Genomic DNA, 26,394 nt, shown 5'->3' on the forward strand with positions numbered 1-26,394 from the left:
CGGAACTTTCATCCGCAAACCCCGTTGTTGTGGGAAATTCGACGGGGAAAAGCCCCGCCGCCTAAACCTTTAAAAAACTTATTAATATGGAAGATTTGAATTTCAGAAAAGGAGATGCAAAAACTGAAGTATTCGGTTCAAACCGTATGTTACAACCCTCACCCGTAGAAAAGATTCCCGACGGACCCACTACCCCGGAAATCGCCTATCAGATGGTGAAAGACGAAACCTTCGCCCAAACGCAGCCTCGCTTGAATCTGGCTACATTCGTCACTACCTATATGGACGAATATGCCACCAAGTTGATGAACGAAGCCATCAACATCAACTACATTGACGAGACCGAATATCCGCGCATCGCCGTAATGAACGGTAAATGTATCAACATCGTGGCCAACCTCTGGAACTCTCCTGAAAAAGAAACCTGGAAAACCGGCGCACTTGCCATCGGTTCCTCGGAGGCATGTATGCTGGGTGGTGTGGCAGCCTGGTTGCGCTGGCGCAAGAAACGTCAGGCACAAGGCAAACCGTTCGACAAACCCAACTTCGTTATTTCAACCGGTTTCCAGGTGGTATGGGAAAAATTCGCCCAATTGTGGCAGATTGAAATGCGTGAAGTACCTTTGACACTCGACAAGACCACGCTCGACCCCGAAGAAGCCTTGAAGATGTGTGATGAGAACACCATCTGTATCGTGCCTATCCAAGGCGTTACATGGACAGGACTGAACGATGACGTCGAAGCCCTCGACAAAGCCCTCGATGCCTACAATGCGAAGACCGGCTACGACATTCCTATCCACGTAGATGCCGCCAGCGGTGGTTTCATCCTCCCGTTCCTCTATCCCGAAAAGAAATGGGACTTCCGTCTGAAGTGGGTACTCTCCATCAGCGTCAGCGGACACAAATTCGGTCTGGTTTATCCGGGTCTGGGCTGGGTTTGCTGGAAAGGCAAGGAATATCTGCCCGAAGAAATGTCATTCAGCGTAAACTACCTCGGTGCCAACATTACTCAGGTAGGCCTGAACTTCTCCCGTCCTGCCGCACAGATTCTGGGTCAATATTACCAGTTCATCCGTTTGGGATTCCAGGGTTACAAGGAAGTACAGTACAACTCTCTGACCATCGCCAAGTATATCCATGACGAAATCGGCAAGATGGCTCCGTTCGTAAACTATTCCGACGAAGTTGTGAACCCGCTGTTCATCTGGTACTTGAAACCGGAATATGCAAGAGCTGCCAAATGGACTCTGTATGACCTGCAGGACAAGTTGTCACAGCACGGCTGGATGGTACCCGCCTATACACTGCCTTCAAAACTGGAAGACTACGTCGTTATGCGTGTCGTTGTCCGCCAGGGATTCAGCCGCGACATGGCAGACATGCTGTTGGGTGACATCAAGAATGCCATCACCGAACTGGAGAAACTGGACTATCCGACGCCTACCCGTATGGCACAGGAAAAGAACCTGCCGGTGGAAACCAAAATATTCAACCACGGATGCCGTACTCATAAAAAATAAATTAATTTACGATTAAACGATTTACGATGTACGATTAGAGTTTCTCTTGATACGGACTACGTTTAAAGGAGTAATTTCAATCGTAAATCGTACATCGTCTAATCGTACATCACAACGTGTTTATGGAAAAGAAAATATCAATTTCACAAATAAAGGAGGTTGCCCAAGAAGCCTACAATGAGGTGAAGGGCAGCACAGGAGGCAAGAATGCGGATTATATTCCCTACCTTGCCAACATAGACTCCAAACTATTCGGACTCAGCATCTGCCTGATGAACGGGCAGACCATCAATATAGGTGACACAGACTATCGTTTCGGTATAGAGTCCGTCTCGAAGGTACACACAGCCATCCTTATCCTGCGCCAATACGGTGCGCAGAAAGTGCTGGACATGATAGGTGCCGATGCCACGGGACTACCGTTCAACTCCATCATCGCCATCTTGCTGGAAAACGACCACCCTTCCACTCCATTGGTAAATGCCGGTGCCATTTCCGCCTGTTCCATGGTACAGCCAGTGGGAAACTCCGACAAGAAATGGGATGCCATTGTACAGAATGTCACTGAGCTGTGCGGCTCTGCCCCACAACTCATCGACGAACTGTACAAATCGGAAACGGCTACCAACTTCAACAACCGCTCCATTGCCTGGCTGCTGAAAAACTACAACCGCATCTACGATAATCCGGACATGGCTCTCGACCTCTATACTCGCCAGTGTTCTCTCGGCATCACGGCCCAGCAACTGGGCATTGCCGCAGGAACCATCGCCAATAACGGTGTGAACCCCGTCACCAAACAAACGGTGTTCGAAGCCAGCTTGGCACCGAAAATCACGTCGATGATTTCTACCGTAGGCTTCTACGAGCATTCGGGCGACTGGATGTACACCGCCGGCATACCGGCCAAAAGCGGTGTAGGCGGTGGTGTAATGGCCGTATTGCCCGGTGTCATGGGAGTATCGGCCTTCGCTCCTCCCCTAGACGAAGCGGGAAACTCCGTAAAGGCCCAATCGGCAATCAAGTTCATCATGAACAAGCTCGGCCTGGGTGTGTTCAACGGTGATAACGTAACGATTACAGAATAAGTTTCTCTTTTTAGTTATGAGTTATAGGTTATGAGTTATTTGTTGGTAGGCACCGTAATCAGCAAATGACTTATAACTCATAACTTATGACTTTATAATGGACTTCATCATGAAAATGGCTCTATCAGAATTTGTATTGCGGGAAAAAGGTATCTATGGCATACTGCATGTCATTATATTGATACTGTCGCTATTTTTAGTTATCAGCATCTCTGTCGACACGTTCAAGGGGATCCCCTTTTACGAACAGTCGGTCTACATGAAAGTACAGTTGTGGATATGCGCCCTGTTCCTGGCAGATTTTGTATTGGAATGGTTCCTGGCAGAGAAGAAGGGTCACTACGTGGCCACGCATTTCATTTTCCTGCTGGTAGCTATACCCTATCAAAACATCATTGCCTATATGGGATGGACTTTCTCACCCGAGATAACCTATATGCTGCGTTTCATCCCATTGGTGCGGGGTGGTTACGCCATGGCTATCGTGGTGGGTTGGCTGACGTACAACCGCGCATCGGGACTGTTCGTTTCCTACCTTACCATGTTGCTGGCCACTGTCTATTTTTCCAGTCTGGCCTTTTATGTCATGGAGCATGGTCCCAATCCTTTAGTCAAAGGATATGGAGACGCCTTATGGTGGGCATTTATGGATGTGACGACGGTGGGTTCCAATATCATAGCAGTCACTCCCACCGGACGGGTACTGTCCGTACTGCTGGCTGCGCTGGGCATGATGATGTTCCCTATCTTTACAGTGTATGTAACGAGCCTGGTCGAACGGCGCAATAAGGAAAAAGAAGAGTTCTACAAGAAAGTTGCACAGAAGCCCGCGCCCAAAGCCGACGCTTCCTGAATAGTTAAAACCTGAACTTTCACTTATCCGTTGGGAACAACTCTCCCCAAGTGTTGTTATAGACGCTGATTTTGAATATATTTTTCATCTAAAACCTTAACTTATGGCAAATATTAAACAAACAGTGAAGCTGGGTGTATTTACCCTGGCAATCATGAATGTGACGGCAGTAGTATCCCTACGTGGACTTCCTGCCGAGGCCGTGTACGGAATGAGTTCGGCCTTCTACTACTTATTTGCAGCCATTGTTTTTCTGATTCCGACGTCACTTGTCGCCGCGGAACTGGCTGCCATGTTTCAAGACAAGCAAGGCGGTGTGTTCCGCTGGGTGGGCGAAGCCTACGGAAAAAAACTGGGCTTCCTTGCCATCTGGGTACAATGGATTGAAAGTACAATCTGGTATCCTACCGTATTGACATTCGGTGCCGTATCCATTGCTTTCATCGGCATGAACGACGTACACGACATGTCACTGGCCAACAACAAGTATTACTCGCTCGTCGTTGTCCTCATCATCTACTGGCTGGCTACGTTCATCTCCATGAAGGGCATGAGCTGGGTAGGTAAAGTGGCAAAGGTCGGCGGCCTGGTCGGGACTATTATCCCTGCCGCACTGCTGATTATCCTGGGTATTATCTACCTTGCCACCGGCGGACACTCCAACCTGGATTTCCACAGCAGCTTCTTCCCCGACTTGACGAACTTCGACAACGTGGTGCTTGCTGCCAGTATCTTCCTCTTCTATGCCGGTATGGAAATGGGCGGTATCCACGTAAAAGACGTGAACAATCCCTCCAAGAATTATCCGAAGGCAGTGTTCATCGGTGCAGCCATTACGGTTATCATCTTCGTACTCGGAACTTTCTCACTGGGTATCATCATCCCGGCCAAAGACATCAGTCTGACACAGAGTCTGCTTGTAGGCTTCGATAACTATTTCCATTACATCCGTGCCTCCTGGCTGTCACCCATCATTGCCATTGCTCTGGCATTCGGGGTGCTGGCAGGTGTATTGACATGGGTTGCCGGTCCGTCCAAAGGTATCTTTGCCGTAGGAAAAGCAGGCTACATGCCTCCGTTCTTCCAAAAGACAAACAAACTGGGCGTACAGAAGAATATCCTTTATGTACAAGGCGGTGCAGTAACCGTACTGAGCCTTCTGTTCGTAGTCATGCCTTCCGTACAGAGTTTCTACCAGATTCTATCACAGCTGACTGTAGTCCTCTATCTTATCATGTATATGCTGATGTTCTCCGGAGCCATCGTGCTGCGTTATAAGATGAAGAAGCTGAACCGTCCGTTCCGTATCGGCAAGAATGGCAACGGATTGATGTGGCTCATCGGTGGTCTTGGTTTCTGCGGGTCATTGCTGGCATTCGTATTGAGCTTTATCCCACCCAGCCAGATTTCAACAGGCAGCAACACTGTATGGTTCTCCGTGCTCATCATCGGTGCGCTGATTGTAGTCATTGCCCCATTCATTATTTATGCTTCCAAGAAACCGTCCTGGGTTGACCCGAACAGTAGCTTTGAACCGTTCCATTGGGAAGAGCAACCTGCTGTGCAGACAGCCGGTAAAAGTGCAACAAATATGGCTACCGGTAGCGCCACTGCCAGCAGCAATGGCACAAGTAATTCCGCCACAAGTGGAAATACGGCAAAAGACACAACCAATATCCCCAAAGGATAAAAGGTTATAAGTTGAAACTAAAAAAGGAATATCCCCGAAATCACCGGGAATATTCCTTTTTTATTGTTATATGATACCAGAAGAGGGAATATTCAGAAATCCAATTCCTGCATTCTCTCCCACGCCCTTCTGCTCTCCTCCACCAACTCTTGCATGACCGACGCCACAGACTGCACTCCCTTTCCATGCAGCAAGGCAGATACCTGCCCTATTTCCAGTTCCCCTTCTTCCAAGTCACCTTCAAAAATACCACGTTTGGCACGGCCACGCCCTAAAAGGATACGAAGTTCTTCCTCTGAAGCTCCCACAGCCTCAGCAGCCTCTACGGCGCTGCGAAAGTTATTGCGCACCAGACGCACCGGAGCCAATTTCTTCAAAAGCAGACGGGTATCCCCTTCTTCCAAATGCAAGCAGTAATCCTTAAATACCTCGTTTGCAGAACTCTCTGCCGTCAAGGCAAAGCGTGTACCAATCTGCACACCTTCCGCACCCAGCACCCGGGCAGCCAGCATGGCCTCACCCGTTGCAATGCCACCGGCGGCAATCAGCGGAAGTGTAGTAACTGCACGTACAGCTGGTATCAGGCACAGGGTGGTAGTCTCCTCCCTCCCATTGTGCCCACCGGCTTCGAAGCCTTCGGCAACTACTGCATCAACACCCGCCTCTTCTGCCTTCACGGCAAAACGCGAGGACGAAACAACATGCACCACCGTGATGCCACGCTCGTGCAACCAACCAGTCCATTTCTTCGGGCTGCCGGCAGATGTAAATACAATCTTCACTCCCTCGTCGGCCACAATCTGCATTATCTCTTCTATCTGGGGATACATCAAGGGAATATTCACACCAAAAGCATGATGCGTAGCCTCATGGCATTTCCTGATATGCTCCCGCAACGTTTCGGGATGCATCGAACCTGCGCCGAGCAAGCCTAGCCCTCCTGCATTGCTTACAGCAGCAGCAAGTCTCCAGCCGCTACACCACACCATGCCACCTTGAATTATCGGATATCTTATTCCGAATAGAGAAGTCACTCTGTTCATTATTACTTTTTTTAAAGGTTTACTAATGAAAACAAGAAGAGGAGAAAGAAAGTTCAAAATTTGACAAAAAGTGATAAATTACTGTTGTTCCAAAACAGTTATCGAATCTCCATACGCCTTCAATACTTCCAGCGTACGGGCACGGCGCTTGCGGCCTTTGAAATTCCAAAACTCACGGGTAAAAGGTGTCATCAGGTCTAAACCGGAAATTCCACCGCCACTGGCACCCTGCCAACCGCCCACAGCCATATTATTGGCCCGCTCCGTCACCCGGTAACGCAAACCGGTTGCTTCAATCTGCTCCACCGTCTCACGCGGACCGGCATCAAACGGATGTTTAGCCCAGTTCGTAGGAATCATCAGAATCTTAAGCGCATAGAATTCATCTCCTCGCCAAGTATCCTTGTCTACCTTGATTTTTTTCTGATAAATGGGGTCCCAATTATATTTGGTATTGGCTGTATAAGGACGTAAGGTAAGCACCACTTTTTTCTCGGGCGCTTTCGGCATGACGGGCAATGAATTATCAAAATCCATCCACGACTTGTCCATCACCGCTTTCGGAGTACCCAGAGAATTGTTCATTTCCAATTCCTGCAATACCTCCGGATTCAGTTTTACCTCCCCCTCGCCCTTCAGCAACCGGTTCAGCCTCAACGAGTCCTGAGGGGTCCAGTTTTGGGCATAGCAAGGGAAGGCTACTGCACAGAGCAGCCCCATTACAAGTATAAATCTCTTCACCTGACAGTTTGATTACTTAATACCTAATCCTTAATCCCTAAAAACATTTCACCACCACATATATCCGCTGCCACAAAGCGGTTCGTCATAGCAGGGATCAATCGTCCACATAGTCCGTGGATACTTACGGGTTTCCCACCAGCGGCGGTAGCGCGAAGCAGCATCCAGCACCTCTTCATCCGAAAGGAAATAGATACCTTCATAATTCTCCGCATCCGTATGTACCATCTTGCATCCCATCGAAGCATTGTTCCCGAGGCGGATAGTCTCTACCGTCCACAGGATGCATTCGCCCAAACGCAGCTTGCCACCTGCCGAATAGGATACCGGAGCCAGGGGGAAAGAGGGAATGACCGTCAAGTCCTCGGCATACTTCAGCAATTCCTCTATATCTTCGGAAGTGAACTTGGGCATGTTACTCAATCCATCCGGACTTTGGGTAGAATATTTGCCAGCCTTCAACTGCTTGACAAACAAGTCTACATCCGGATGGTTGTAGTCCAACGTTTCTTTGCTGCAAGAGCTCAAAGAGAGAACAGAAAGAGTAAAGAATACGAGCAGCATAGTCTGCCCGAATATATGTAATTTATTGTATAGAGTCTTCATATTTGTATGGTATTTAAGATTAATAAGTCATGCGCACGCCGCACAACAGATTCAGATTGGTGGGCCGTTCCGTACGCAAGGTTCTTGTCTGCGAGTCCGTATCGAAATGATGGGATACAGACGGCTCTGCAAACAAGGCAAAACGGTTGTTCATTTTATAGCGTACCCCTACTCCGGCAGCAACCGACAACTGTACCGGCTCTGCACCGAAACCATTGTCCGGAGCACCAGCAATGCATTTCTCGGCTGCTCCACCTACCATAGCATAGAAATCCACTTTCGGCGTACTGGCCAGCATCATGTTCAGCCTTACCGGAACTTCCAGCGTATGCAACGTATGGTCACCATCCAAGCAATTATACTGAAGACCGGCTTCCAAGGAGAAATGCTTGTTCAAACAACGTTCCACGCTTACCCCGGCCGTGAACGGCATATGAAAATTCCCTTTCGGCAGGGAAGTGCCGATGCCTGCTTTCAATGCCCAATTACGGGGCTTGGATGGCGATACAGCCACAGAGTTTGCCGGTTCTTCCTCAGAAGATGGCAGCATTCTATCTATATCAGCATCCTTATGGCCAGGATTTGAATGGTAGTTCCCGTTTCCGGCCGGAGTTCCGTTACTGTAATAACCGTTTCCCGGCTGCTGCTGGTTTCCGTACACCCGTTGGGTAATCCGAATGGAAACATGGACAGACACGGATTCATCCTCATCGGCCTGCGCCGTCAATCCTGCCGGAATGCCGTTGGCGGGATGCTGTGTACCGGGCTTTTGTGCCATGGGGTTGGCCTGATGGATAGAGGGAAAACTTTCCTGCACCACATCCCCGTTCAAGTTACCTTCCGGCGTCATGGCCGCCACTTGTGTAAAGGCCTCCTTGATTTCCTCTTTCGGAGAGAAATACCAGAAAGCGGCAGAAGCAGCTCCCAGTACAAATACAACAGAGGCGGCTGCGGCTACGCGGTGAAACCTCGGAGAAAGAAAAAGCGGCCTCCTGCCTTTTGCGGCAACCGGTGACGGCAAGTCACGTTGCAACCCTTCCCAGAAGTCCTCCCGCACTGTCATCTCTGCGCCGGCAAGACGACTGCGGAACAAACCGGTTATTTCATCATTTTCTCTCATATTCAGTATATTCTTTAATTCTTTTTATCAACAAACACTTAGCACGATGCAACTGCGAGGTAGACGAATGCTCTTTGATGTGGAGGATTTCGGCTATTTCCTTGTGCGATTTCTCCTCAAAGACGTATAAGTTGAATACAGTACGGCATCCATCGGGAAGTTCCGCCACGAACGCCATCAGCATTTCTTCGGAAATACGGCCTCCGGTTTCGGCAATGCCTGCTTCATCCGGAATGTCGGGCAATTGTTCCTCATTCACCACCAGTTGGCTGAAACGTTGCTGTTTCCGCAGGTAGTCTATCGCCTGCGTCACCATTACCCTTGTCACCCAGGTACTCAATGCACATTCGCCACGGAAGGTGAAGTGGGTGAAAATTTTGATGAAGCCATCGTGCAATACGTCATGGGCCGCATCGACATCGCCCGTATAGCGGTAACATACCGCCAGCATCTGCTTGGAGTAGAGGGTGTATAATTCCTTTCGGGCGGAATCCTTTCCTGCCCGGCAGCCCTCAATCAGTTCTATCTCATTTTCCAATGTCAGTGCTCGTTTTACGGACGCCTCTTTGCGTCGTTTGTTAGTTAGACGCAGCATTGCGGAAAATGCTGCTGAATTAATTCTAAAAAGAAGTTAAAGAACGGAGATTATTTATATTTGGCTTTCAAAGCCTGTATTTGCTTGTCCAGCATCTCATCCAGTTTATCAAATTCATGCCAATACAGAAAACCGGGAACCATGTTGACGTAATTGATAAATTTCTTATACTGCACAAGAAACAAGGCCTGGTCCCGAAGACCGTCGCCACCGTCAAAAACATTCGCCCACTCCCTGGACATGGCAGCACTCATAAGAGCATCTGTTTTCGTTGCATAGTAATCACTGACATCCTTTTGTTTCCTGCCCAACTCAAAATAAGTCTGCAATACATCCTGCAACATACGTTTGTCCGGTATATACTGCATCAATGAAGAACCTTTCAGCACATCCAGCGCATCTGTCCTATAAGAAAATTCATCCATATTATTGAAAAACTTGCCATACTTCCACAGAGTATCTGTCGGTATCTTGGATACATCCATATCATGTTCCCTCAACAACAGACTCATGTGTATGTCAATATCCAACAAGTGCTTTATATTACGGAGCTCCTGCCTATTATATTCCAACTCTTCCGTTACCAACTGCATCGTAGCACGCACTTCCTTTTGGCGGGCATTCTCGGTAATCCGGTCATTTCCCCAGAAAGTGACAATGATGCCCGCAGCCACAATACTGAACTGGCGGAAATAATCACCTATGCGCCAACTTTTTATCTTATGGTTCAACCTGTTAAAGCTTGTCTTTCCCATATCTTTTCATTCTAAATGATACTTTTTCTCAAGCGCTTGTATTGCCTCGTCTATACGTTTTCCCACACGTTCTACATAGTCCGGCGTAAAATAGTTCCGCGCTACCCTGACAAAGTTCCGTACCGACCTGTCCGACAAGTAAATATCCCACGCCTCATATCCTCCACGATTTATCTGGTCCGTCTGTTCATCAGTCAATGCCAAATGGAAAGGAACCATAATTTCGTCCTTCATATCGTAATAGCCATTCATAGTCGCCCTAAATCCATCCAATACCTCATAGATTCCGGTCAACTGCAACAGTAGCTCTTTATCTGAAATCTTCTGCATCAACATGGAGTTTTTAAGTATATCCAATGCATTCTGACTATAATAAAAACTGCGGATATGCCCCATAAGAAAGCGGAACTGTATCAATGAATCTTCCGGTATCGTCCGATGCTTTAAGTCATGCTCCACCAATAAGCTGGAAAGACGTTCATCCTCTCTAAACTCTGAAACGATACTCTTATAATTTTCCCGGTTACTTTTCAGTTCATCCCTAATCAGCGACATGGTGGCTTGAATATCCTTTTTCTCGGAGTTTTGAGTAACCAACTCACTACCGACAAAAGTAATCAGTACGCCAATCACCACAATGGAAGTCTGCCGGATGTAGTCTCCCACTTGCCAATCTTTGACAGTTGTTTTTACTTTATTCCATGTTATGTTTTTCATATCTTCCTACGCTATTATCCATTACTCTGAAACACATCATCCGTTATAGCCAAACGCATCATCTATCCGTCCCCAACAGACCATCTGTTTCACCCCAATACACCATCTGTTTTTTCAGGAGTCATTACTCTGCTGGTTATCAAGAGAAAGCCTCTCATAAGTCTGCCGTAATGCAGCATTCTTTATGAGAGGCTTTCCTTATTATTCTGCAATAATGCTTTCCGCCTTTGTCAACATGCTTTAAAGCTCATGTCCAATCCTTTCACAGAGTGCGTCAAAGCTCCTACGGAAATAAAATCCACACCGCATTCGGCATAGTCGCGGAGCGTATCAAACGTGATGCCGCCGGAAGATTCCGTTTCATAGCGGCCGCCTACCATCTCTACGGCCTTCTTTGTCATTGCCGGCGTAAAGTTGTCGAACATGATACGGTCTACACCGCCCAGGTCGAGCACCTGCTGCAATTCGTCGAAGTTGCGCACTTCTATTTCTATCTTGAGGTCCTTGCCTTTTTCCTTGCAATATTCCTTCGCACGGTTGATAGCCTTGTCGATTCCTCCGGCAAAGTCCACATGGTTGTCTTTCAGCAAAATCATATCGAACAAGCCGATACGGTGGTTTACACCGCCACCGATTTTCACTGCCATTTTCTCGAGGATACGCATGCCCGGAGTAGTCTTGCGGGTATCGAGTACACGGGTATTCGTACCTTTCAGTTGCTCGGCATACCTATGTGTCATGGTGGCAATGCCACTCATGCGCTGCATGATGTTCAGCATCAGACGCTCCGTTTGCAACAAAGACTGTATCTTGCCTTCCACAATCATGGCCACATCACCCGGCTTTACGGCTGTACCGTCATTAATGAACACTTCCACCTTCATGGTAGGATCGAAACGGCGGAACACCTCCTTTGCTATCTCGATACCGGCCAGGATGCCCGGTTCTTTTATCAACAGTTTGGATTTGCCCATTGCCGTAGCAGGAATGCACGAAAGGGTTGTATGGTCTCCATCGCCTATATCTTCGGCGAAAGCCAGGTCTATCAACCTGTCAATCAATTCTTCTTCCTTATTCATCTGTTTTATCTATCCTTATTTGATGTATGACATATTTGTTCTGTACTTTTCTGAAGAAACAATTCACCCGAAAGTTTCCATTTGCGGTCATCAAGGTACCGATGACGAAACCGGACTCATCGCGCTTCCCCTGATGGTTCACATTAAAACTGCCGACCTTGTGGTTGGAGAAGAAAGCAGCCATTGTGCCCTCTGCCGTCCGCTTGTCGGCGTGGGTCGACTTATTCTGAATGATTAAATCGACCTTGTCACCCAGATACTTGTTGAGCTCCTGAGAGTTTCCTTCCTTGAAGGCTCCAATCACTCCCTCGGGAACATTCTGAGCCAGCAGCACAGACGTCCAAATGAAGAGACCGGTCAACAAAAAGATTACCCGTTTTTTCATTTTCACAAGTATTTATGATAGGCAAAGGTAAGCATTTGTCTCAAAATACAATAAAAAAATGCTAAATTTGTGTGCTAATCAAAACAGAACCAGTATGAAAACTACTCTGCTCGTTGTAGGACGAACTGTAGAACAACACTTTATAACAGCCATCAACGACTATGTGCAACGTACCAAGCGTTATCTCTCATTCGAGATGGAAGTCATCCCCGAACTGAAAAACACCAAGAGCCTCTCCATGGAAGTGCAGAAGGAAAAGGAAGGGGAACTGATATTGAAAGCTCTCCAGCCGGGAGATGTGGTCGTACTGCTGGACGAAGGTGGAAAAGAAATGCGCTCCATAGAGTTTGCAGACTATATGAAGCGCAAGATGAATACCGTGAACAAACGGCTGGTATTTATTATCGGAGGCCCTTACGGATTCTCCCCCAAAGTGTACGAAGCGGCACACGAGAAGATGTCCCTCTCACGCATGACCTTTTCCCATCAGATGGTGCGCCTCATCTTTGTGGAGCAACTCTACCGGGCGATGACCATACTGAACGGGGGGCCGTATCATCATGAATGATGAATTTCAGCTCCGCGACACCTGGAATCCCTTATCCGAGAGTGACATTTCTACGAACCTGGCTCTCGGATTCGGTACATTCAGCGTCAAGGTCTCACGGATGCGCAGGGCTGCCTGCGGATCCTTAGCCACCATATACAGATAACCTCCCCCACCGGCTCCCGGCAGTTTATATCCTAAGGTATAGTCTTTTATCTGACAGATGATGTCCTCTACGGCAGGAGGATTTGTTCCACTGTCCAGTGCCTTCTTCTGCATCCATGTCTTGCCTACCAGTGTTCCGAAACTCTTGAAGTCATTCCGTTGAATGGCTTCGGCCATATCCAAGGCATGTGCTTTCATCTCTTCTAATAACCCCAGGTGCAGGGAAGAGTTGAGGAACATGGAGCGTACTATTTCTGCAAGGATGCCCTTGGCTGTACGCGTAATGCCCGTATAATACAGCAGATGGCAATCGCGGTATTCCGGATGGGTAAACAAATGCTCGGGCAACCAGCGTACCAATGGCTGCTGGGCAAATCCAGCCTCCGTCTGCAACAGTTTGATGCCTTGCAATACCCCACCGTATTGGTCTTGCCAACCGCCACCGGTCGTCAGCAACTGTTCCAGGGCAAGCGTACGGCGGCATATTTCGTTCTTATCCCACATCAGTCCGCAAAAGTCACTCAATGAACCCAAGACAGTAGAAGCCAAAATGGAGCTTGTGCCCAGACCGGAACCTGCAGGTATGGCAGAAAGCAATGTAATCTCTATACCTGTGCCGAAGGCTTCCAGTTGTTTTTCCAGCGAAGGATAAGCCGTTTCTGAAAAAGCCGGAACAAACCCGGCCAGCGCCAATGCTGCTTTGGGAATGGAAAAGGGGGAACCTATCATGCAATAGGATTGCAATTCCTCAAAAGTATTCACCACCTCCATGGCTCCCATATCAATGGAGCGCAACACGATGCGATGCTCCGCGCAAGGTTTGATGTACACTTGTAAAGGCGGCTGCCCGTTCAGTTCAATGGCAATATTCACCACACTCCCACCGGCAAACAAGGAGTAAGGCGGAGTGTCCGTCCATCCTCCCGCCATATCTATGCGTACGGGGCTACGCCCCCATACAATCTGGTCACTATACACATTCAGGCGAGGACTGCTCTTGCGTTCATACAAATCAGTCAGCAATCCTTCGCGCAACAAGCTGAATGCGGCCTGCTCGTCTGCCTTGAAGTCCCTTCCGTCCAGCTTCTCAATCTGTGCACGCAGCATCCGGTTATGGATACGCTGCATCAGCGAGGCATCTGTCGGCAACACTTCCGGCTTGTCAATGCCGAATTTATGGAATTTACCGGCCACATCCATCAAGTCGAGTTGATAGAATACACTCTTTGCATGGTTGCGTGCCAGCACTTCCCAGTTTCCTTTGCAGAAGCTCTCCCGCTGTGCATACAGCAGACGCAAGTCGGCTTGTGCTGAAATTTCGTCGGCGGACAACCGACGACTTTCCAGCCAGACAGCCTTTCCTTCCGTCAAGCCCGGTTCGGAAACCATCCATCGAAGCACTGTCCCCATCTGCTCTTTATCTTCCACAACCGGGAAAATGGCAGCAGCCTGCAGGTCCTCTTTTCTGCCGGTGATGTCTTCCACCGACAATTCCCGTTCGACCAGCCATTCCGAAAACGACATTCCAAGGAACAGTGTCTTTTCATCCCGAATATCCCCCTTAAAAGTATCGTCAAAACCATAGGGGCGTACTGCCCAGCGCTGGTCGGCAAGCGGAACTATATCAATGCAGATACCGTCTGGAATGGTCAGCCTCCAGTCATTCTTGGGAACACCCGTGATAATCTGCCGTGCCCCCAGCCGCCAAGAAGCTCCAACAAAGCTATTTTCAATCCAAAGACTGTCGTTCTTCGGAGTAAGGGGGAGATGCACTTCTGCATTCTGCACAAAGATGGCCGGATTGGGCTTCAACTTCCGGTGCATAATCTGGCGCTGGTCGTAGACCTTATTCTGTAAGGTGACGGTTGAAGACAACAGTTCGCGGCTTGTTCCATAATGGTAGAATTCGCCTCCGGGCAAAGGCAATATGGCGACGGAGAGGCTATTCAGCTCTTCATCCTCAATACGGGGATGATTTCCTAAGGACAAGCCAAAGTCAGCATACAAGTCATAGTATTTCAAGTCGGAATATGGCGTATCCACGTCCAAAGCCCCATCTGCCTTCTGCGAACGTTTCATCAGCAAGTCAACGGCCCGGTCGCTCAATAGCCAGATGCCGATATCCATTAAAAAGAGATGTGTCTTGGAGAGGTTTTCCAATTCTTCCAGAGAGGGTTTCTGAAGCATGAAATCCAAGGATTCCGGTTGATTCCGGTCCGAGATAAACACACCATGATGTGTGGCGAGCAACGGGTCTACCCACAGTCCATAGCACACCACATCTGCATCGGGAATCTCTTGAAGCGGCTTTTCCGCACGGATATATACGTCACCACTGGCAATCAGCGTACGCAGTCTTTCGGGAGCCCGCTCCATTATCTTTTCGTAAAGTGGGAGTTGAAGGGATAATAAATTCTGTCCCAGTTTTTGTCCACGCGCCCAGCGAAACACCGGAATCGGGGTCAATATCTTGCCCGACGGTGCATATCCCGGTAAACGACGGCTTTGTCCTCCGGCATGCAGCAGAATACGCTTCTCTATTGGAATGCTTTTCTCTGTTGGAATGCACTTTTCTGTTGGAATACGCTCCTCCGCCCAATACTTCCTATCCCGTTCCTTCTGCCATTCTCTCAAGAGCCAGGTAGTTCCCCCACCCGAGCCAAGTTTCATTCCCACCGGGTCGGAAGTACAAAACCATTCCGTACGGTCTACATTTTCCAGTTCATAGAATGCCGACACCAGATTAGGCGGCAAAGACAATAATTTCTGCATATCAATCGCTGTATTGCTTACTATTTGACAGCAAAGTAAAATAATATTAGGCAATTGACATAGAAAGTTTCAATTTATTTCTTTGGTATCAAGCTTGTGTTCCTTTACGGAAATACGACTGAGTATATAGGCGATTCATAAAGAATGGCTTTTCCAATCAAGTTCATTTTTAAAACAGAGAAAAGAATTGATTAAGAGTTAAGAAATTGTCGAAAGAGACATTATTAAAGATTCTTAGTAAATTTCTCAGTAATAAAAGATAGAAATACACACGAACAGATACAAACAATTTATAGCATGCAATACACGATACTAACAACATGTCGTGCAAGAAGTTAATAACGTGTCCTACAAAAAACAAATATCGTGTCCGCAGGATATTAACTTCCTGCAAACACGATATTAATTCGCTTTTACACAAAACTATACGAGGCTAACTACCTGCTGCAACAACCCCGACAATTCGAAAGTAGCATTCTTAATATCCGAAATCCGGTTCTTGCCTTCTGTCGTAAGAGAAAAACGCATCTGACGCTTATCTTCCTTACCTATCAGACGGGTAATGAGCTTCTTTCCCTCGACAGAGCGAATGACCTTTGAAGTGTTGGAGGCAGACAAACCCAGTGCCTCGGCTATCTCACTGGAGGTAAGCTTAGGAGTATTGAGCAGCGTGCACAACAGCATTCCTTCATTCAGCGATAAATCATACATCTGCGTAAACTGCACCTCGAACTCGGCAATAGCCCGATAAACATCACGGATTTTACATAAAGTCTCCATATCTTGTCCTCCTATATAAATAAGTTCACATTTGCCTTGTCCGCACGTTCCATATAGGTAGCCACGCCGCCGATGGTTACTTCATCCAGAAGTTCTTCGTGCTGGATGCCCATCATATCCATAGACATCTGGCAAGCAATGAATTCCACTCCCTGCGCCAATGCCTGCGAGCGCAACGACTCCAAAGAATCCACTCCCTTGCGCTTCATCAAGAAGCGCATCATGCGGCTGCCCATGCCAAACATATTCATCTGCGACAACTTCAGTTTCAAAGAGCTGGACGGCAGCATCATGCCGAACATCTTGCCGAAGAAGTCCTTCTGCACACTGGGTTTCTGCACTTTCTTCAAGACGTTCAGTCCCCAGAAGGTGAAGAAAATGGTTACTTTCTGTCCCGTTGCCGCTGCTCCGTTTGCTAGTACGAAGGTTGCCAGCGCTTTGTCCAGGTCGTCACTGAACAGAATCAGCGTCTTTCCCCTACCCCTGGCTGCGGAAACATTGGAAGCAGATGTACAAGCCGGAGCACCTTTCTCGATGACTACCGTATAGCGTCCTTTCTCGTCATGCTTCTCTATCAATTTATTTCCCGTCGTATCACACCAGGCAGAAGCATCGCGTGCAAAACCGGCATCGGTTGCCACAATCTCCACACGCTCGCCCACAGCAATGCTATCCATCGCCTTTTTCACCTGCATGATAGGTCCCGGACATTGCAAACCGCAAGCATTTATCTTCAACGTTTCCTTCTTGGACACTGATGCATCCGCAGGAACATCATCAGTAGCAGCCTCTACCGAAGAAGAAGAGCCGCCGCCTGCCGGAGCAGATGGAAACGGCAGAGGTGCTGTTGCCGTGGAGTAGGTCTTATAACCACCTATCAGATTGCGCACATTGCGATAGCCGCGCCCCATCAGGATGCGCAGGGACAGATAACCGCGCAGACCCACAGCACAGAAAAGCACTACCGGCTTGTCTGTAGGTATCTCTGCCAAATGTTCGCGCATTTCGTCCAACGGAATATTGACGGCTCCCGGAATGGTGCCGAAAGAGAATTCCTCGGGCGTACGGGTATCTATCAGCATCACTTTATCCTTCTCTTCTACCAGCTCGCGCCAAGAGATGACAGGCATAGCACCGCTGATAATGTTCGATGCTACATAGCCGCCAATAGCGATGGGGTCTTTAGCCGAGGAGAAAGGAGGCGCATACGTGTGCTCCGTCTCCATCAAATCGTAGACTGTGCCACCCCGCTTGATGAGTCCGGCTATCTGGTCGATTCGCTTGTCCACTCCCTCGTAACCGATACATTGCGCACCATAGAGTTTACCGGTTTTGGGATGGAAAGTCAGTTTCAAGGTCAAAGGTAGGGCATCCGGATAGTAACCGGCATGAGATGCCGAGTGAGTCACCGAGCTTTGATATTCCATGCCCCACTGCTTCAAGCGTTTGGCTGCAAGGCCCGTAGAGGCTACCGTCATGTCGAATACTTTGGCAATGGAGGTGCCGATAGCTCCTTCGTAGGAAACAGTATTGCCAAACACCATATTATCAGCAACGATACGTCCCTGGCGGTTGGCAGGATTTGCCAGATAATTGAGCCAGGGCTTTCCGGTCAGCGGATGAGGATATTCGATGGCATCGCCCACAGCATAGATGTCTTTTTCGGAAGTCTCCAAGTGTTCGTCTACCCAGATACCGCCCATCTCGCCCAGTTTCAAGCCGGCTTGTTGCGCCAATGCAGTGGCAGGACGCACACCGATGGAGAGTAACACCATATCGGCAGGAATGGCCTTTCCGCTTTTCAGGAATACGGTGATTCCGTTGTCCGTACGCTTGAAATGGGTTACTCCTTCTTCCAGATAGAGAGAGACGCCTTTCTGCAACAGATGCTGATGAATAGGTGCCGCCATAGAGAAGTCGATAGGTGCCATCACCTGATTACCCATTTCGACTACAGACACATGAACACCGGCATGATGCAGGTTCTCCGCCATTTCCAATCCGATGAAACCGGCACCTACCACCACGGCGCGTTTCACCTGCTTGTCCGAGATATAAGCCTTGATATGGTCGGTATCTTCTACATTGCGCAACGTGAAGATGCCTTCGGAATTAATGCCTTCCAAGGGGGGCTTCACGGGGTTGGCACCGGGAGAAAGCAAAAGTTTGTCATAGCTTTCGTCGTACTCCTTGCCTTCCACATTGCGTATGGTAACGGTCTTGTTTTTGGGATGGATGGCGATTACTTCATTCTGCACACGCACATCAATGCGGAAGCGCTTGCCGAAAGATTCGGGTGTCTGCACCAGCAGCTTCTCGCGCTCTGCTATCACTCCACCTATATAATAAGGTAAACCACAATTAGCATACGAGATGTAAGGGCCTTTCTCCAATAAAAGGATTTCAGCCATTTCGTCCACTCTTCTCAGTCGGGCGGCTGCCGTGGCTCCACCTGCTACACCGCCAATGATTACATATTTCATAATTCTTCGTTTTTTAAGTTTGATGATGCAAAGAAAAGAGTTATTTTCAATAAAACATAATTTCCAAAGGAAAATATTATTAAAAGACTCATTTTTAATAAGAATAGGCATAAAAAAACGGATTATTACAAGTTTTTACACCTATAATAATCCGTTCAGTATGCAAGTTTTTATAAGCTTACCAACCAAGCCGAGCAAGACCGACAGCACTATACCATGAAGTAGAACGATAAGCGGCATTAGCAGCTTGAGCAGCAGCAGAAGTGGCAGTGGAAGGTATATAATGGCTAACCCCATTTGCCCGCTTCATGGAGAACATACCAACAGACATCGAATAAATCATTGGCGTTTTTTTCCAACAGACAGAAGCTGCATCATATGCTTGCTTCCATTCATCCAAGACAACTTCATCCACAACAAGTTTTTCCATCATTTCTACGAAATCATAATAGCCTACATAATAAGACGATCCTACTTTACGCTGATCATAATCAAAGACCGATGATCGAAGAACTTCCCTATCTGCTGTCACTCCCGACAAAGCATTTGCTGTAGCAGCAGCTAAGTTCTCAAGCTCAGAAGATTTCAGCACATCTATAGCAGTACCCATTGTCCAATTGCTATTACTCCCTATTTTTCCAGTATAAATTTCATCATAAGCAGCAAAAGTCCCAATAGCCATTTCTACCGCTGCACCTTTCTGAAATATAAATGGAAACATTCTATCATAGGCAGCACCTGGACCTGGATTCTCAGCAGGGAAACCAATATAGTAATCGCAACAATCACGCAACTCATACGCGACTTCCACCGACTGCATAAAGCAAGCATCAAACATAATAAAGTCAAAATGAGGGGCATTCTGTAATACCGATTTCAAGTCCTCAATATTCATATAATGCCCTCCTCCAGTCTTATCATTTCCTATCCAGCGAGTAGAAGGCAATGGAGTAGGTATCCATCCTTCCCCATGCGACCAATAAATCAAACCATAACTTTCCGCTTTATATAAAGAATTCCCAAACACATCATTGAATACCTCTTGTGTCTCAGCTACTCCACATGAATTTCTATCTTCGTATTCTTTGACTATTGTTTCAACAACAGTACCACCTTTATTTTCAATTTCAATCAAACGAGGAGATCCCGTATCTATATACACCAATAAATGCATATCAGATGTATTATCAATTGAAGCCATCCCAGCTTTCAATTCCTCCAAATCCCCATCCGTAAAGCTAGCCAATGGATTTATACTATTATCCGCTGCCATATATACCAGCACAGTACGTTTCCCATCAACCGGAGGATCAGGCATCGGATCATCACCACGACACGCCGACATGAACAAGGGGAAAACGAAGAAAAAAATAAGATATAGTTTTGTTTTCATACTTGAAATCTTATTCCTGCGGTTTTGCAAATGTGAAAGCTTCAGGCTTCACCACCTGCAAAACCATATTCTTACTCTTCTTATACTTGCCTTTTACCTTTACAGCCTCTTTTTCCAACTTTTTCCTGTTTTCAGAGAAATAAATCATACAAGTATAGTCCGGCTTCTTCAGATTGTACTCCAGATAGTTCTTGAGCTGGTAAGTGTATAAATCACGCTTGGGCAAGAATCCATTCTTATCCAGCTCTACGCTGTCCAATACCTGGATGTCTGTATAATATACGATGGAGTCATTGAAAGAAGCCGCCACACCAAAAGCATATACAGCCTTTTCCTTATCTTTCATTGTAAAAGCCGAGCACAACGCAAAAACCAAAGCTACGGCACAAAGTATACGAACGTATTTCATTGAGTTATGAGTTATAAGTTATGAATTATCAATGGGGGCAAAGATATAAAAAAAACCGCACGCCTACTAAAGACGTACGGTTTTTTAATTCCTTCTATTTGTCGGAAACTGATATTTCTTATTTATCCCAAATAAGATTTGAGCAATTTACTACGATTACTTTGTCTTAATCTTCTGATTGCTTTTTCCTTAATCTGACGCACACGCTCACGGGTCAAGCCGAATTTGTCGCCGATTTCCTCTAATGTCATTTCCTGCTGTCCGATACCGAAAAACATCTGTATGATTTCTTTTTCCCTATCGGTTAACGTAGAAAGAGCTCTATCAATTTCCCTCGCAAGAGACTCGTTCACCAAAGAGCGGTCGGCCATAGGGGAGTCGTCGTTGACCAGCACATCGAGCAAGCTGTTGTCCTCTCCTTCTACGAAAGGTGCGTCTACCGAGATATGACGGCCGGACACCTTCAGCGTATCAGAGATTTTGTCAACAGGGATTTCCAGTTCATCGGCAAGCTCTTCGGGAGACGGACGACGTTCGTTTTCCTGCTCGAACTTGGAGAAGGCCTTGCTGATTTTATTCAGCGAACCTACCTGGTTCAACGGAAGACGTACAATACGCGACTGCTCTGCCAAAGCCTGCAGAATGGACTGACGTATCCACCATACTGCATAACTGATGAACTTGAAACCACGTGTTTCATCGAACTTTTCGGCAGCCTTGATCAGTCCTAAATTACCCTCGTTAATCAAGTCGGGCAAACTCAAACCTTGGTTTTGGTACTGCTTGGCCACAGATACAACGAAACGCAGATTGGCACGTGTCAATTTCTCCAGTGCAACACGGTCACCCTTGCGGATGCGCTGAGCGAGCTCCACTTCCTCTTCAACAGTAATGAGGTCTTCGCGACCGATTTCCTGCAAATACTTGTCAAGAGAAGCGCTCTCTCTGTTAGTGATACTTTTTGTAATTTTAAGTTGTCTCATTCTTATAATACAGATTTGGGTTGCAAAGGTACGACAAATTATTTTGTTACAATAATTTCATCCCAACTTTTTCACCTTATTTATATCTTATCCTATATAACAAAAAGGATGCCGGTATGTATTGTACCGACACCCCCTTTTTCGCTATTGTTAGCTAATATTACAATCTTCTTACCTAACTATCCCTATTTTTTATTCTTGAGTCAAATCAACGGCATACATTGCACGTTTTCCTGACGGGAACATACCGGTGATGAACAAACCTTGCTCAGGAGACTTTCTTGCCTCTTTCATCGCCTTTTCCAAATCGTCCACCGTCTTCATCGGCACTCCGTTGGCTTTCAGAATGATGAAGCCCTTGCGAATACCTGCATCGGCCATCTTACCATTGGTAACCCCGGTAACTTCCAGACCGTACCCCAGGTTCAACTGCTTCTTCAGCTCGGAAGATACGGGCTTGAAGGCTGCACCCAAGATTTCCATTCCGGCATCCTTCACTACCTTCGTAGTGCCTTGCTCATTCTTCAGCGTGATTTCGAATTCCTTTTCCTTCTTGTCACGAACCACCGTTACCTTCACTTTGTCGCCCGGACGGTGTTTTGCCAGCATTTCCTGCAAATCCGAGAACTTGTGAATCTTCTTGCCGTTCAATGCTATGATTACATCGTTTTCCTTCAAGACGCCGGCAGCGGAACCACCTTCAACAACTTCGGCCACATAGATACCCTCTTTCACACCAAGTTCGTCGGCCTTCTTCTTCAGTTCTTCGGTCCAGCGTTCGTCCATCTGCAGGTCTGTGCTCAAATCACTACCCTTGATGCCAAGGAGCGCGCGCTGCACGGTACCAAACTGTTTCAAGTCGGCTACCACCTTTGTCATAATGCTGGTAGGGATGGCAAAACCATAACCGGAATAAGCACCCGTGGGTGAGTAAAGCATGGCATTGATACCAACCAGCTCGCCTTTGGCATTCACCAACGCACCACCACTGTTACCTTGGTTGATGGCAGCATCCGTCTGAATGAAAGACTGGATGTTTGCAGCTTGTCCGTTGGAGGCAGAAGAGCCAATGGAACGGGCTTTTGCACTGACGATACCAGCTGTTACGGTAGAGTTCAGGTTGAACGGATTACCTACTGCCAATACCCATTCTCCCACCTTCAACTGGTCGGAGTCACCAACCGGAATTGTCGGGAAGTCATCCCCTTCAATCTTAATCAATGCCAAGTCCGTGCTGGGGTCAGTACCGATGATGCGTCCTTTCAGCTCACGGTCGTCATTCAGTTTCACAGTGATTTCATCAGCACCTTCCACCACGTGATTGTTCGTCACAATATATCCGTCTTTGGAGATGATGACACCCGAACCGAAACCTACACGCGGCTGGGTCTGTATCTGGCGCTGGCGTCCACGACCGTCTCCAAAGAAGAAGTCAAAAATATCCGGCTGTTCTTGCACCGTCTGAGTCTTGCTCAACTGAGTGGCACGTATATGCACTACAGCATGGAGCGAACTCTCCGCTGCTTGTGTCAAATCCACAGGCTGGGCATCCGTTGCATGGAAAGCCGCCGGTAGCAGATTATTGGGGTTCTGTTGGAACAACTCGCTGAATGCGGCAGGCTTTTCCTTATTCAGCATCTTATAAGTGGTCAATCCAGCCACTCCAGAGCTCAGGAGCACGATAGCCGCAACTCCAAGGATGTTTTTTGTTGTCTGTTTCATACTATTCTTCCTATTCTTTAAATTGTTAATATTCAAGTTTCGTTTAACATTACGACGTTAAAATAACGACAAAAAACGTTCAGTTATTCCGCTTGTCACTCTTTTTTGTTCTCTTTTAACAGAGGATATTTAGGGCTTAACAGCGGTTAACGGCAAAGACTGACAAATTAGCATTTATGTACGATTGCTGACTGTTAAAGAACTGACAGATAGGGCATAAAAAGACGCATCACCCGTTGCGGCCGAAACGGATGATGCATTTGGGGTAAACAGATGATGCGTTTATACCAAACAGATGATGTGTTCGGGCTGAACGCATCATCTGTTTTTAGAGGGCAGATAGCACCTTAATAATTCAAGTAATCAATGTCCATGTGGTAGTCCCACTGCGGGAAGTAGAGGTTACCTCCCTCCCACTCCACCTCGCCACGCTGGAAGTCGACGGTCTCGCTGCGGGGATACTGCTTTTCGGGCTGTAGCGGCATGCCGTAATCAGTGTTCACAATCATGCGCCAAGAGTCTATACCACCCAGGAAGAAATATTCTTCGTCGGCATTGCGAGCAAAGGCAGGAATGCCGAATGACTGGTCGGCAGGCACCCAACCCACACCCTCAAAATAGACTTCTGCCCAATCGTGCAGATTCCATGCACGGGGATGCATCATGAAGCCGCTCTGGAAATGTGCGGGAATTCCACTGATGCGGCAAAGCGTAATGAACAGCAGGCTGACTTGGCCACAGTCTCCGTGACGGTTGTCCAACACATATTCCGGGATATTCTCAATGGTGGAATATTCGCGTGCAGAAGCCCACGGGAAGTTGTCATTCACCCAACGGAAGATACGTTTGGCTTTCAAGTAGGGGTTGGTTTCACCGGCTGTCAATTTGGCAGCAAGTTCGCGCAAGCGCGGGGAAAAGACGATATGCTTCTCACGCTCGGCTGTATATTCCTTATAAAGAGCGGTCGTCGTATCATAGGGCTGCACGTCTTCCGGCTTCAGATTATGCCATTCGCCGTTGGCGGTAAACTCAAAGGTTTCGGAGAATACGGTCGGTTCGCCTTCGACAGCACGTTTCTCCATGTACAATGTACTGTGACGGCACTCGGGCGACGAAAAGGTGTATTGCGGTTCACTGGCCGAAATGAACTCGACATCCTGCTGCCGAGCCTGGTCCTGACGGGGATAGGGCAACCAGCAACGGATGATTTTCCCGGCAGGCACGGCATTGGTATCCACGGTCAACGTGTAGGTGACGCGCATGCGCTTCGGCGCAACAATGGCCTTGCCCTCCTTCTTCACAGCAGAAATGATTTCGGGCAGGTTCTCCATATTCACTTTCTCGCTGCCACTCGGCGAAGAACCTTCCTTGGCTATCTTGATGTCATAGCAAGTGGAGTCCACACGAAACAGATTAGGTCCGGCATTACGGAAATAGCGTTTCTCTCCATCCAGCATCATGCACTCCAAAGCTTTGGAAGCTTCCCACTGGCGCATCTGCTCATCGGTCACGTCGGGAATATACTTGCGGATATAGTCCTTCACCTGGGATTCCGTCATACAGAAATCCGTAAGCAGACGTTGGTACAGGTCGTCCTCCCAATTATAGGGCTTGCTCTCGGACTTCGTGCTGCATGCAGAAGCTATCACAAACAGAGCGACGGTATACAATAGCTTTCTCATAACTTCACCACTCCAATACCCGGCAAATCGGGCAACGTTATCTTACCTTTCACAACCTCCATACCCTTGAAACGATCGTTCGCAATCAGCAGACTACCGTCCAAGTCGGCAAAGTCCACTGCCGGAGAGAATTGAGAGGCAGCGGTAATGGCACAAGAGGTCTCGGTCATACAGCCTACCATCACTTTCATGTCCAATGCACGTGCCAAAGTCACCATCTTCCAGGCTTCGCGCATACCGGTACACTTCATCAGCTTGATGTTGATGCCCGTAAAGGCGCCCTTCAAGCCTGCCACATCCTTCAGACGCTGAATGGACTCATCGGCAAATATGGGTAACGGGCTTTGCTGGGCGACCCATGCGATATCGTCCAATTGTTCCTTGGGCATCGGTTGCTCTATCATGACAATTCCTTTTTCGTGCAGCCAATGTATCATATCGAGCGCATGATGTTTGTCTTTCCAGCCCTGGTTGGCATCAATGGCAATCGGAAGGTCTGTCACCGAACGGATGGTCTCTATCATTTCTTTGTCGTTCTCCCGCCCCAGCTTCACTTTAAGGATATTGAACCGGTCGGCACACTCTTTCGTCTTTTCACGCACCACGTCGGCCGTATCAATGCCGATGGTGAAAGTTGTAGAGGGAGTCTTCTCCTTGTCCAAACCCCATATCTTATACCAAGGGGCTTGCAACAGTTTGCCCACAAGGTCGTGCAAGGCGATGTCCACAGCAGTTTTAGCAGCGGAATCCCCTGCCGAGAGGCTGTCTATATAAGCCAGTATATCTTCCAGCTGAAAGGGGTCTGAGAATTGGCCGATGACATCCTGCACCTTCTTCAGAAAAGCCAATACACTGTCCATCGTGCCCAGTTCGTGTTGCAGGTACGGGGGCATGGAGGCTTCACCATAACCGATAATGCCATCATATTCTATCTCGACCTGAACGTCGGGAGTGGTAGTACGCGAGTAGGTGGCCACTGTAAAGACATGGCGCAATTTCAGTTCATAGGGGAAGAAACGCAGTTTCATTTTGGGGGTTACACCTGCCCTACTGTTCACGTTGAACAAGGAAGGAGCGTCATTTCCTCCGGCAAATACATGATTGATTGCCATGCCTGAGCCGAGTGCGGCAAAAGCGGCGGTTTTCAGGAAATCTCTTCTGTTTGACATAATTGTGTGTGTATTAAATGTGCCAATATGCTAATGTGCCAATATGCCAATGGGCTGCGCTATATATATACTACGTCATGTTTGCACCGTCACG

At 47.7% G+C, this 26,394-nt stretch carries 23 protein-coding genes; 5 read left to right on the forward strand and 18 right to left on the reverse strand.

Annotated features, from left to right (window positions below; genetic code table 11):
• Positions 1-86: 86 nt before the first annotated feature.
• The 4 genes from DWZ67_RS17450 (at position 87) to gadC (ending at position 5,154) form a co-directional block, all read left to right on the forward strand.
• Positions 87-1,523 carry a glutamate decarboxylase gene (locus DWZ67_RS17450; RefSeq protein WP_005831197.1) on the forward strand — a complete coding sequence of 479 codons (1,437 nt, stop codon included), beginning with the start codon at positions 87-89 and terminating at the stop codon, positions 1,521-1,523.
• Positions 1,524-1,645: 122 nt separating this feature from the next.
• The gene (glsA, locus tag DWZ67_RS17455) at positions 1,646-2,611 is read left to right on the forward strand and encodes a glutaminase A (protein WP_009038262.1); all 966 of its coding nucleotides are present in this window, start codon (positions 1,646-1,648) and stop codon (positions 2,609-2,611) included.
• Positions 2,612-2,720: 109 nt separating this feature from the next.
• On the forward strand, positions 2,721-3,464 hold the full coding sequence (locus tag DWZ67_RS17460; protein WP_005832258.1) for a potassium channel family protein: 744 nt from the start codon (positions 2,721-2,723) through the stop codon (positions 3,462-3,464).
• Between the two features lie 103 nt (positions 3,465-3,567).
• Positions 3,568-5,154: a putative glutamine/gamma-aminobutyrate antiporter GadC gene (gene gadC, locus DWZ67_RS17465; protein ID WP_005832260.1), complete on the forward strand. Its 1,587-nt coding sequence runs from the start codon at positions 3,568-3,570 to the stop codon at positions 5,152-5,154.
• 92 nt (positions 5,155-5,246) lie between these two features.
• Here the strand turns inward: gadC and DWZ67_RS17470 are convergent, their stop codons facing one another.
• The 9 genes from DWZ67_RS17470 to DWZ67_RS17510 form a co-directional block, all read right to left on the reverse strand.
• Positions 5,247-6,197, reverse strand: a complete 951-nt coding sequence (locus tag DWZ67_RS17470; protein WP_009038261.1) for an NAD(P)H-dependent flavin oxidoreductase — start codon at positions 6,195-6,197, stop codon at positions 5,247-5,249.
• 78 nt (positions 6,198-6,275) lie between these two features.
• Complete coding sequence (locus DWZ67_RS17475; RefSeq protein WP_008664780.1) at positions 6,276-6,938, reverse strand: DUF4858 domain-containing protein; 663 nt, start codon at positions 6,936-6,938, stop codon at positions 6,276-6,278.
• 48 nt (positions 6,939-6,986) lie between these two features.
• Positions 6,987-7,544, reverse strand: coding sequence for a DUF4943 family protein (locus tag DWZ67_RS17480; protein WP_005831209.1), 558 nt, complete (start codon positions 7,542-7,544; stop codon positions 6,987-6,989).
• 19 nt (positions 7,545-7,563) lie between these two features.
• Complete coding sequence (locus DWZ67_RS17485; RefSeq protein ID WP_057256420.1) at positions 7,564-8,664, reverse strand: outer membrane beta-barrel protein; 1,101 nt, start codon at positions 8,662-8,664, stop codon at positions 7,564-7,566.
• Entirely contained in the window at positions 8,651-9,259 is a 609-nt protein-coding gene (locus DWZ67_RS17490) for an RNA polymerase sigma factor (protein ID WP_005832268.1), read from the reverse strand. Before DWZ67_RS17490 ends, DWZ67_RS17485 begins: the two co-directional genes overlap by 14 nt.
• Before the next feature lie 50 nt (positions 9,260-9,309).
• Positions 9,310-10,014, reverse strand: a complete 705-nt coding sequence (locus DWZ67_RS17495) for a hypothetical protein (RefSeq protein WP_035448799.1) — start codon at positions 10,012-10,014, stop codon at positions 9,310-9,312.
• A gap of 6 nt (positions 10,015-10,020) precedes the next feature.
• Positions 10,021-10,731 (reverse strand): hypothetical protein, encoded by a 711-nt coding sequence (locus DWZ67_RS17500; RefSeq protein ID WP_005832272.1) that lies wholly within the window; start codon positions 10,729-10,731, stop codon positions 10,021-10,023.
• A 230-nt stretch (positions 10,732-10,961) separates the two neighbouring features.
• Entirely contained in the window at positions 10,962-11,810 is an 849-nt protein-coding gene (gene nadC, locus DWZ67_RS17505; protein ID WP_005832274.1) for a carboxylating nicotinate-nucleotide diphosphorylase, read from the reverse strand.
• The gene (locus tag DWZ67_RS17510; protein ID WP_005832276.1) at positions 11,803-12,195 is read right to left on the reverse strand and encodes a DUF4783 domain-containing protein; all 393 of its coding nucleotides are present in this window, start codon (positions 12,193-12,195) and stop codon (positions 11,803-11,805) included. Before DWZ67_RS17510 ends, nadC begins: the two co-directional genes overlap by 8 nt.
• A gap of 94 nt (positions 12,196-12,289) precedes the next feature.
• On the opposite strand from DWZ67_RS17510, the gene rlmH reads away from it, so the two are divergent.
• A complete protein-coding gene (gene rlmH / locus DWZ67_RS17515; protein ID WP_005831223.1) occupies positions 12,290-12,763 on the forward strand; it encodes a 23S rRNA (pseudouridine(1915)-N(3))-methyltransferase RlmH in 474 nt (157 codons plus the stop codon).
• A gap of 6 nt (positions 12,764-12,769) precedes the next feature.
• Here the strand turns inward: rlmH and DWZ67_RS17520 are convergent, their stop codons facing one another.
• The 9 genes from DWZ67_RS17520 to DWZ67_RS17560 all read right to left on the reverse strand — a co-directional run bounded on the left by DWZ67_RS17520 (position 12,770) and on the right by DWZ67_RS17560 (position 26,300).
• Complete coding sequence (locus DWZ67_RS17520) at positions 12,770-15,679, reverse strand: bifunctional fucokinase/fucose-1-phosphate guanylyltransferase (RefSeq protein ID WP_229122489.1); 2,910 nt, start codon at positions 15,677-15,679, stop codon at positions 12,770-12,772.
• A 423-nt stretch (positions 15,680-16,102) separates the two neighbouring features.
• Positions 16,103-16,459, reverse strand: coding sequence for a MarR family transcriptional regulator (locus DWZ67_RS17525; protein ID WP_005831273.1), 357 nt, complete (start codon positions 16,457-16,459; stop codon positions 16,103-16,105).
• Between the two features lie 11 nt (positions 16,460-16,470).
• Positions 16,471-18,942 (reverse strand): FAD-dependent oxidoreductase, encoded by a 2,472-nt coding sequence (locus DWZ67_RS17530; RefSeq protein WP_087333046.1) that lies wholly within the window; start codon positions 18,940-18,942, stop codon positions 16,471-16,473.
• A gap of 178 nt (positions 18,943-19,120) precedes the next feature.
• Complete coding sequence (locus DWZ67_RS17535; protein ID WP_117749714.1) at positions 19,121-20,335, reverse strand: clostripain-related cysteine peptidase; 1,215 nt, start codon at positions 20,333-20,335, stop codon at positions 19,121-19,123.
• 10 nt (positions 20,336-20,345) lie between these two features.
• On the reverse strand, positions 20,346-20,744 hold the full coding sequence (locus DWZ67_RS17540; protein WP_009038255.1) for a hypothetical protein: 399 nt from the start codon (positions 20,742-20,744) through the stop codon (positions 20,346-20,348).
• Between the two features lie 122 nt (positions 20,745-20,866).
• Positions 20,867-21,727, reverse strand: coding sequence for an RNA polymerase sigma factor RpoD/SigA (locus tag DWZ67_RS17545; protein ID WP_002561589.1), 861 nt, complete (start codon positions 21,725-21,727; stop codon positions 20,867-20,869).
• A gap of 192 nt (positions 21,728-21,919) precedes the next feature.
• Positions 21,920-23,449, reverse strand: coding sequence for a Do family serine endopeptidase (locus tag DWZ67_RS17550; protein ID WP_035458138.1), 1,530 nt, complete (start codon positions 23,447-23,449; stop codon positions 21,920-21,922).
• Between the two features lie 347 nt (positions 23,450-23,796).
• Positions 23,797-25,131, reverse strand: a complete 1,335-nt coding sequence (locus DWZ67_RS17555; RefSeq protein ID WP_120139425.1) for a transglutaminase-like domain-containing protein — start codon at positions 25,129-25,131, stop codon at positions 23,797-23,799.
• Complete coding sequence (locus DWZ67_RS17560; RefSeq protein ID WP_009038253.1) at positions 25,128-26,300, reverse strand: dipeptide epimerase; 1,173 nt, start codon at positions 26,298-26,300, stop codon at positions 25,128-25,130. Before DWZ67_RS17560 ends, DWZ67_RS17555 begins: the two co-directional genes overlap by 4 nt.
• Positions 26,301-26,394 lie beyond the last annotated feature (94 nt).

The organism is Bacteroides sp. AF34-31BH, assembly GCF_003602795.1.
Classification (GTDB): domain Bacteria; phylum Bacteroidota; class Bacteroidia; order Bacteroidales; family Bacteroidaceae; genus Bacteroides; species Bacteroides uniformis.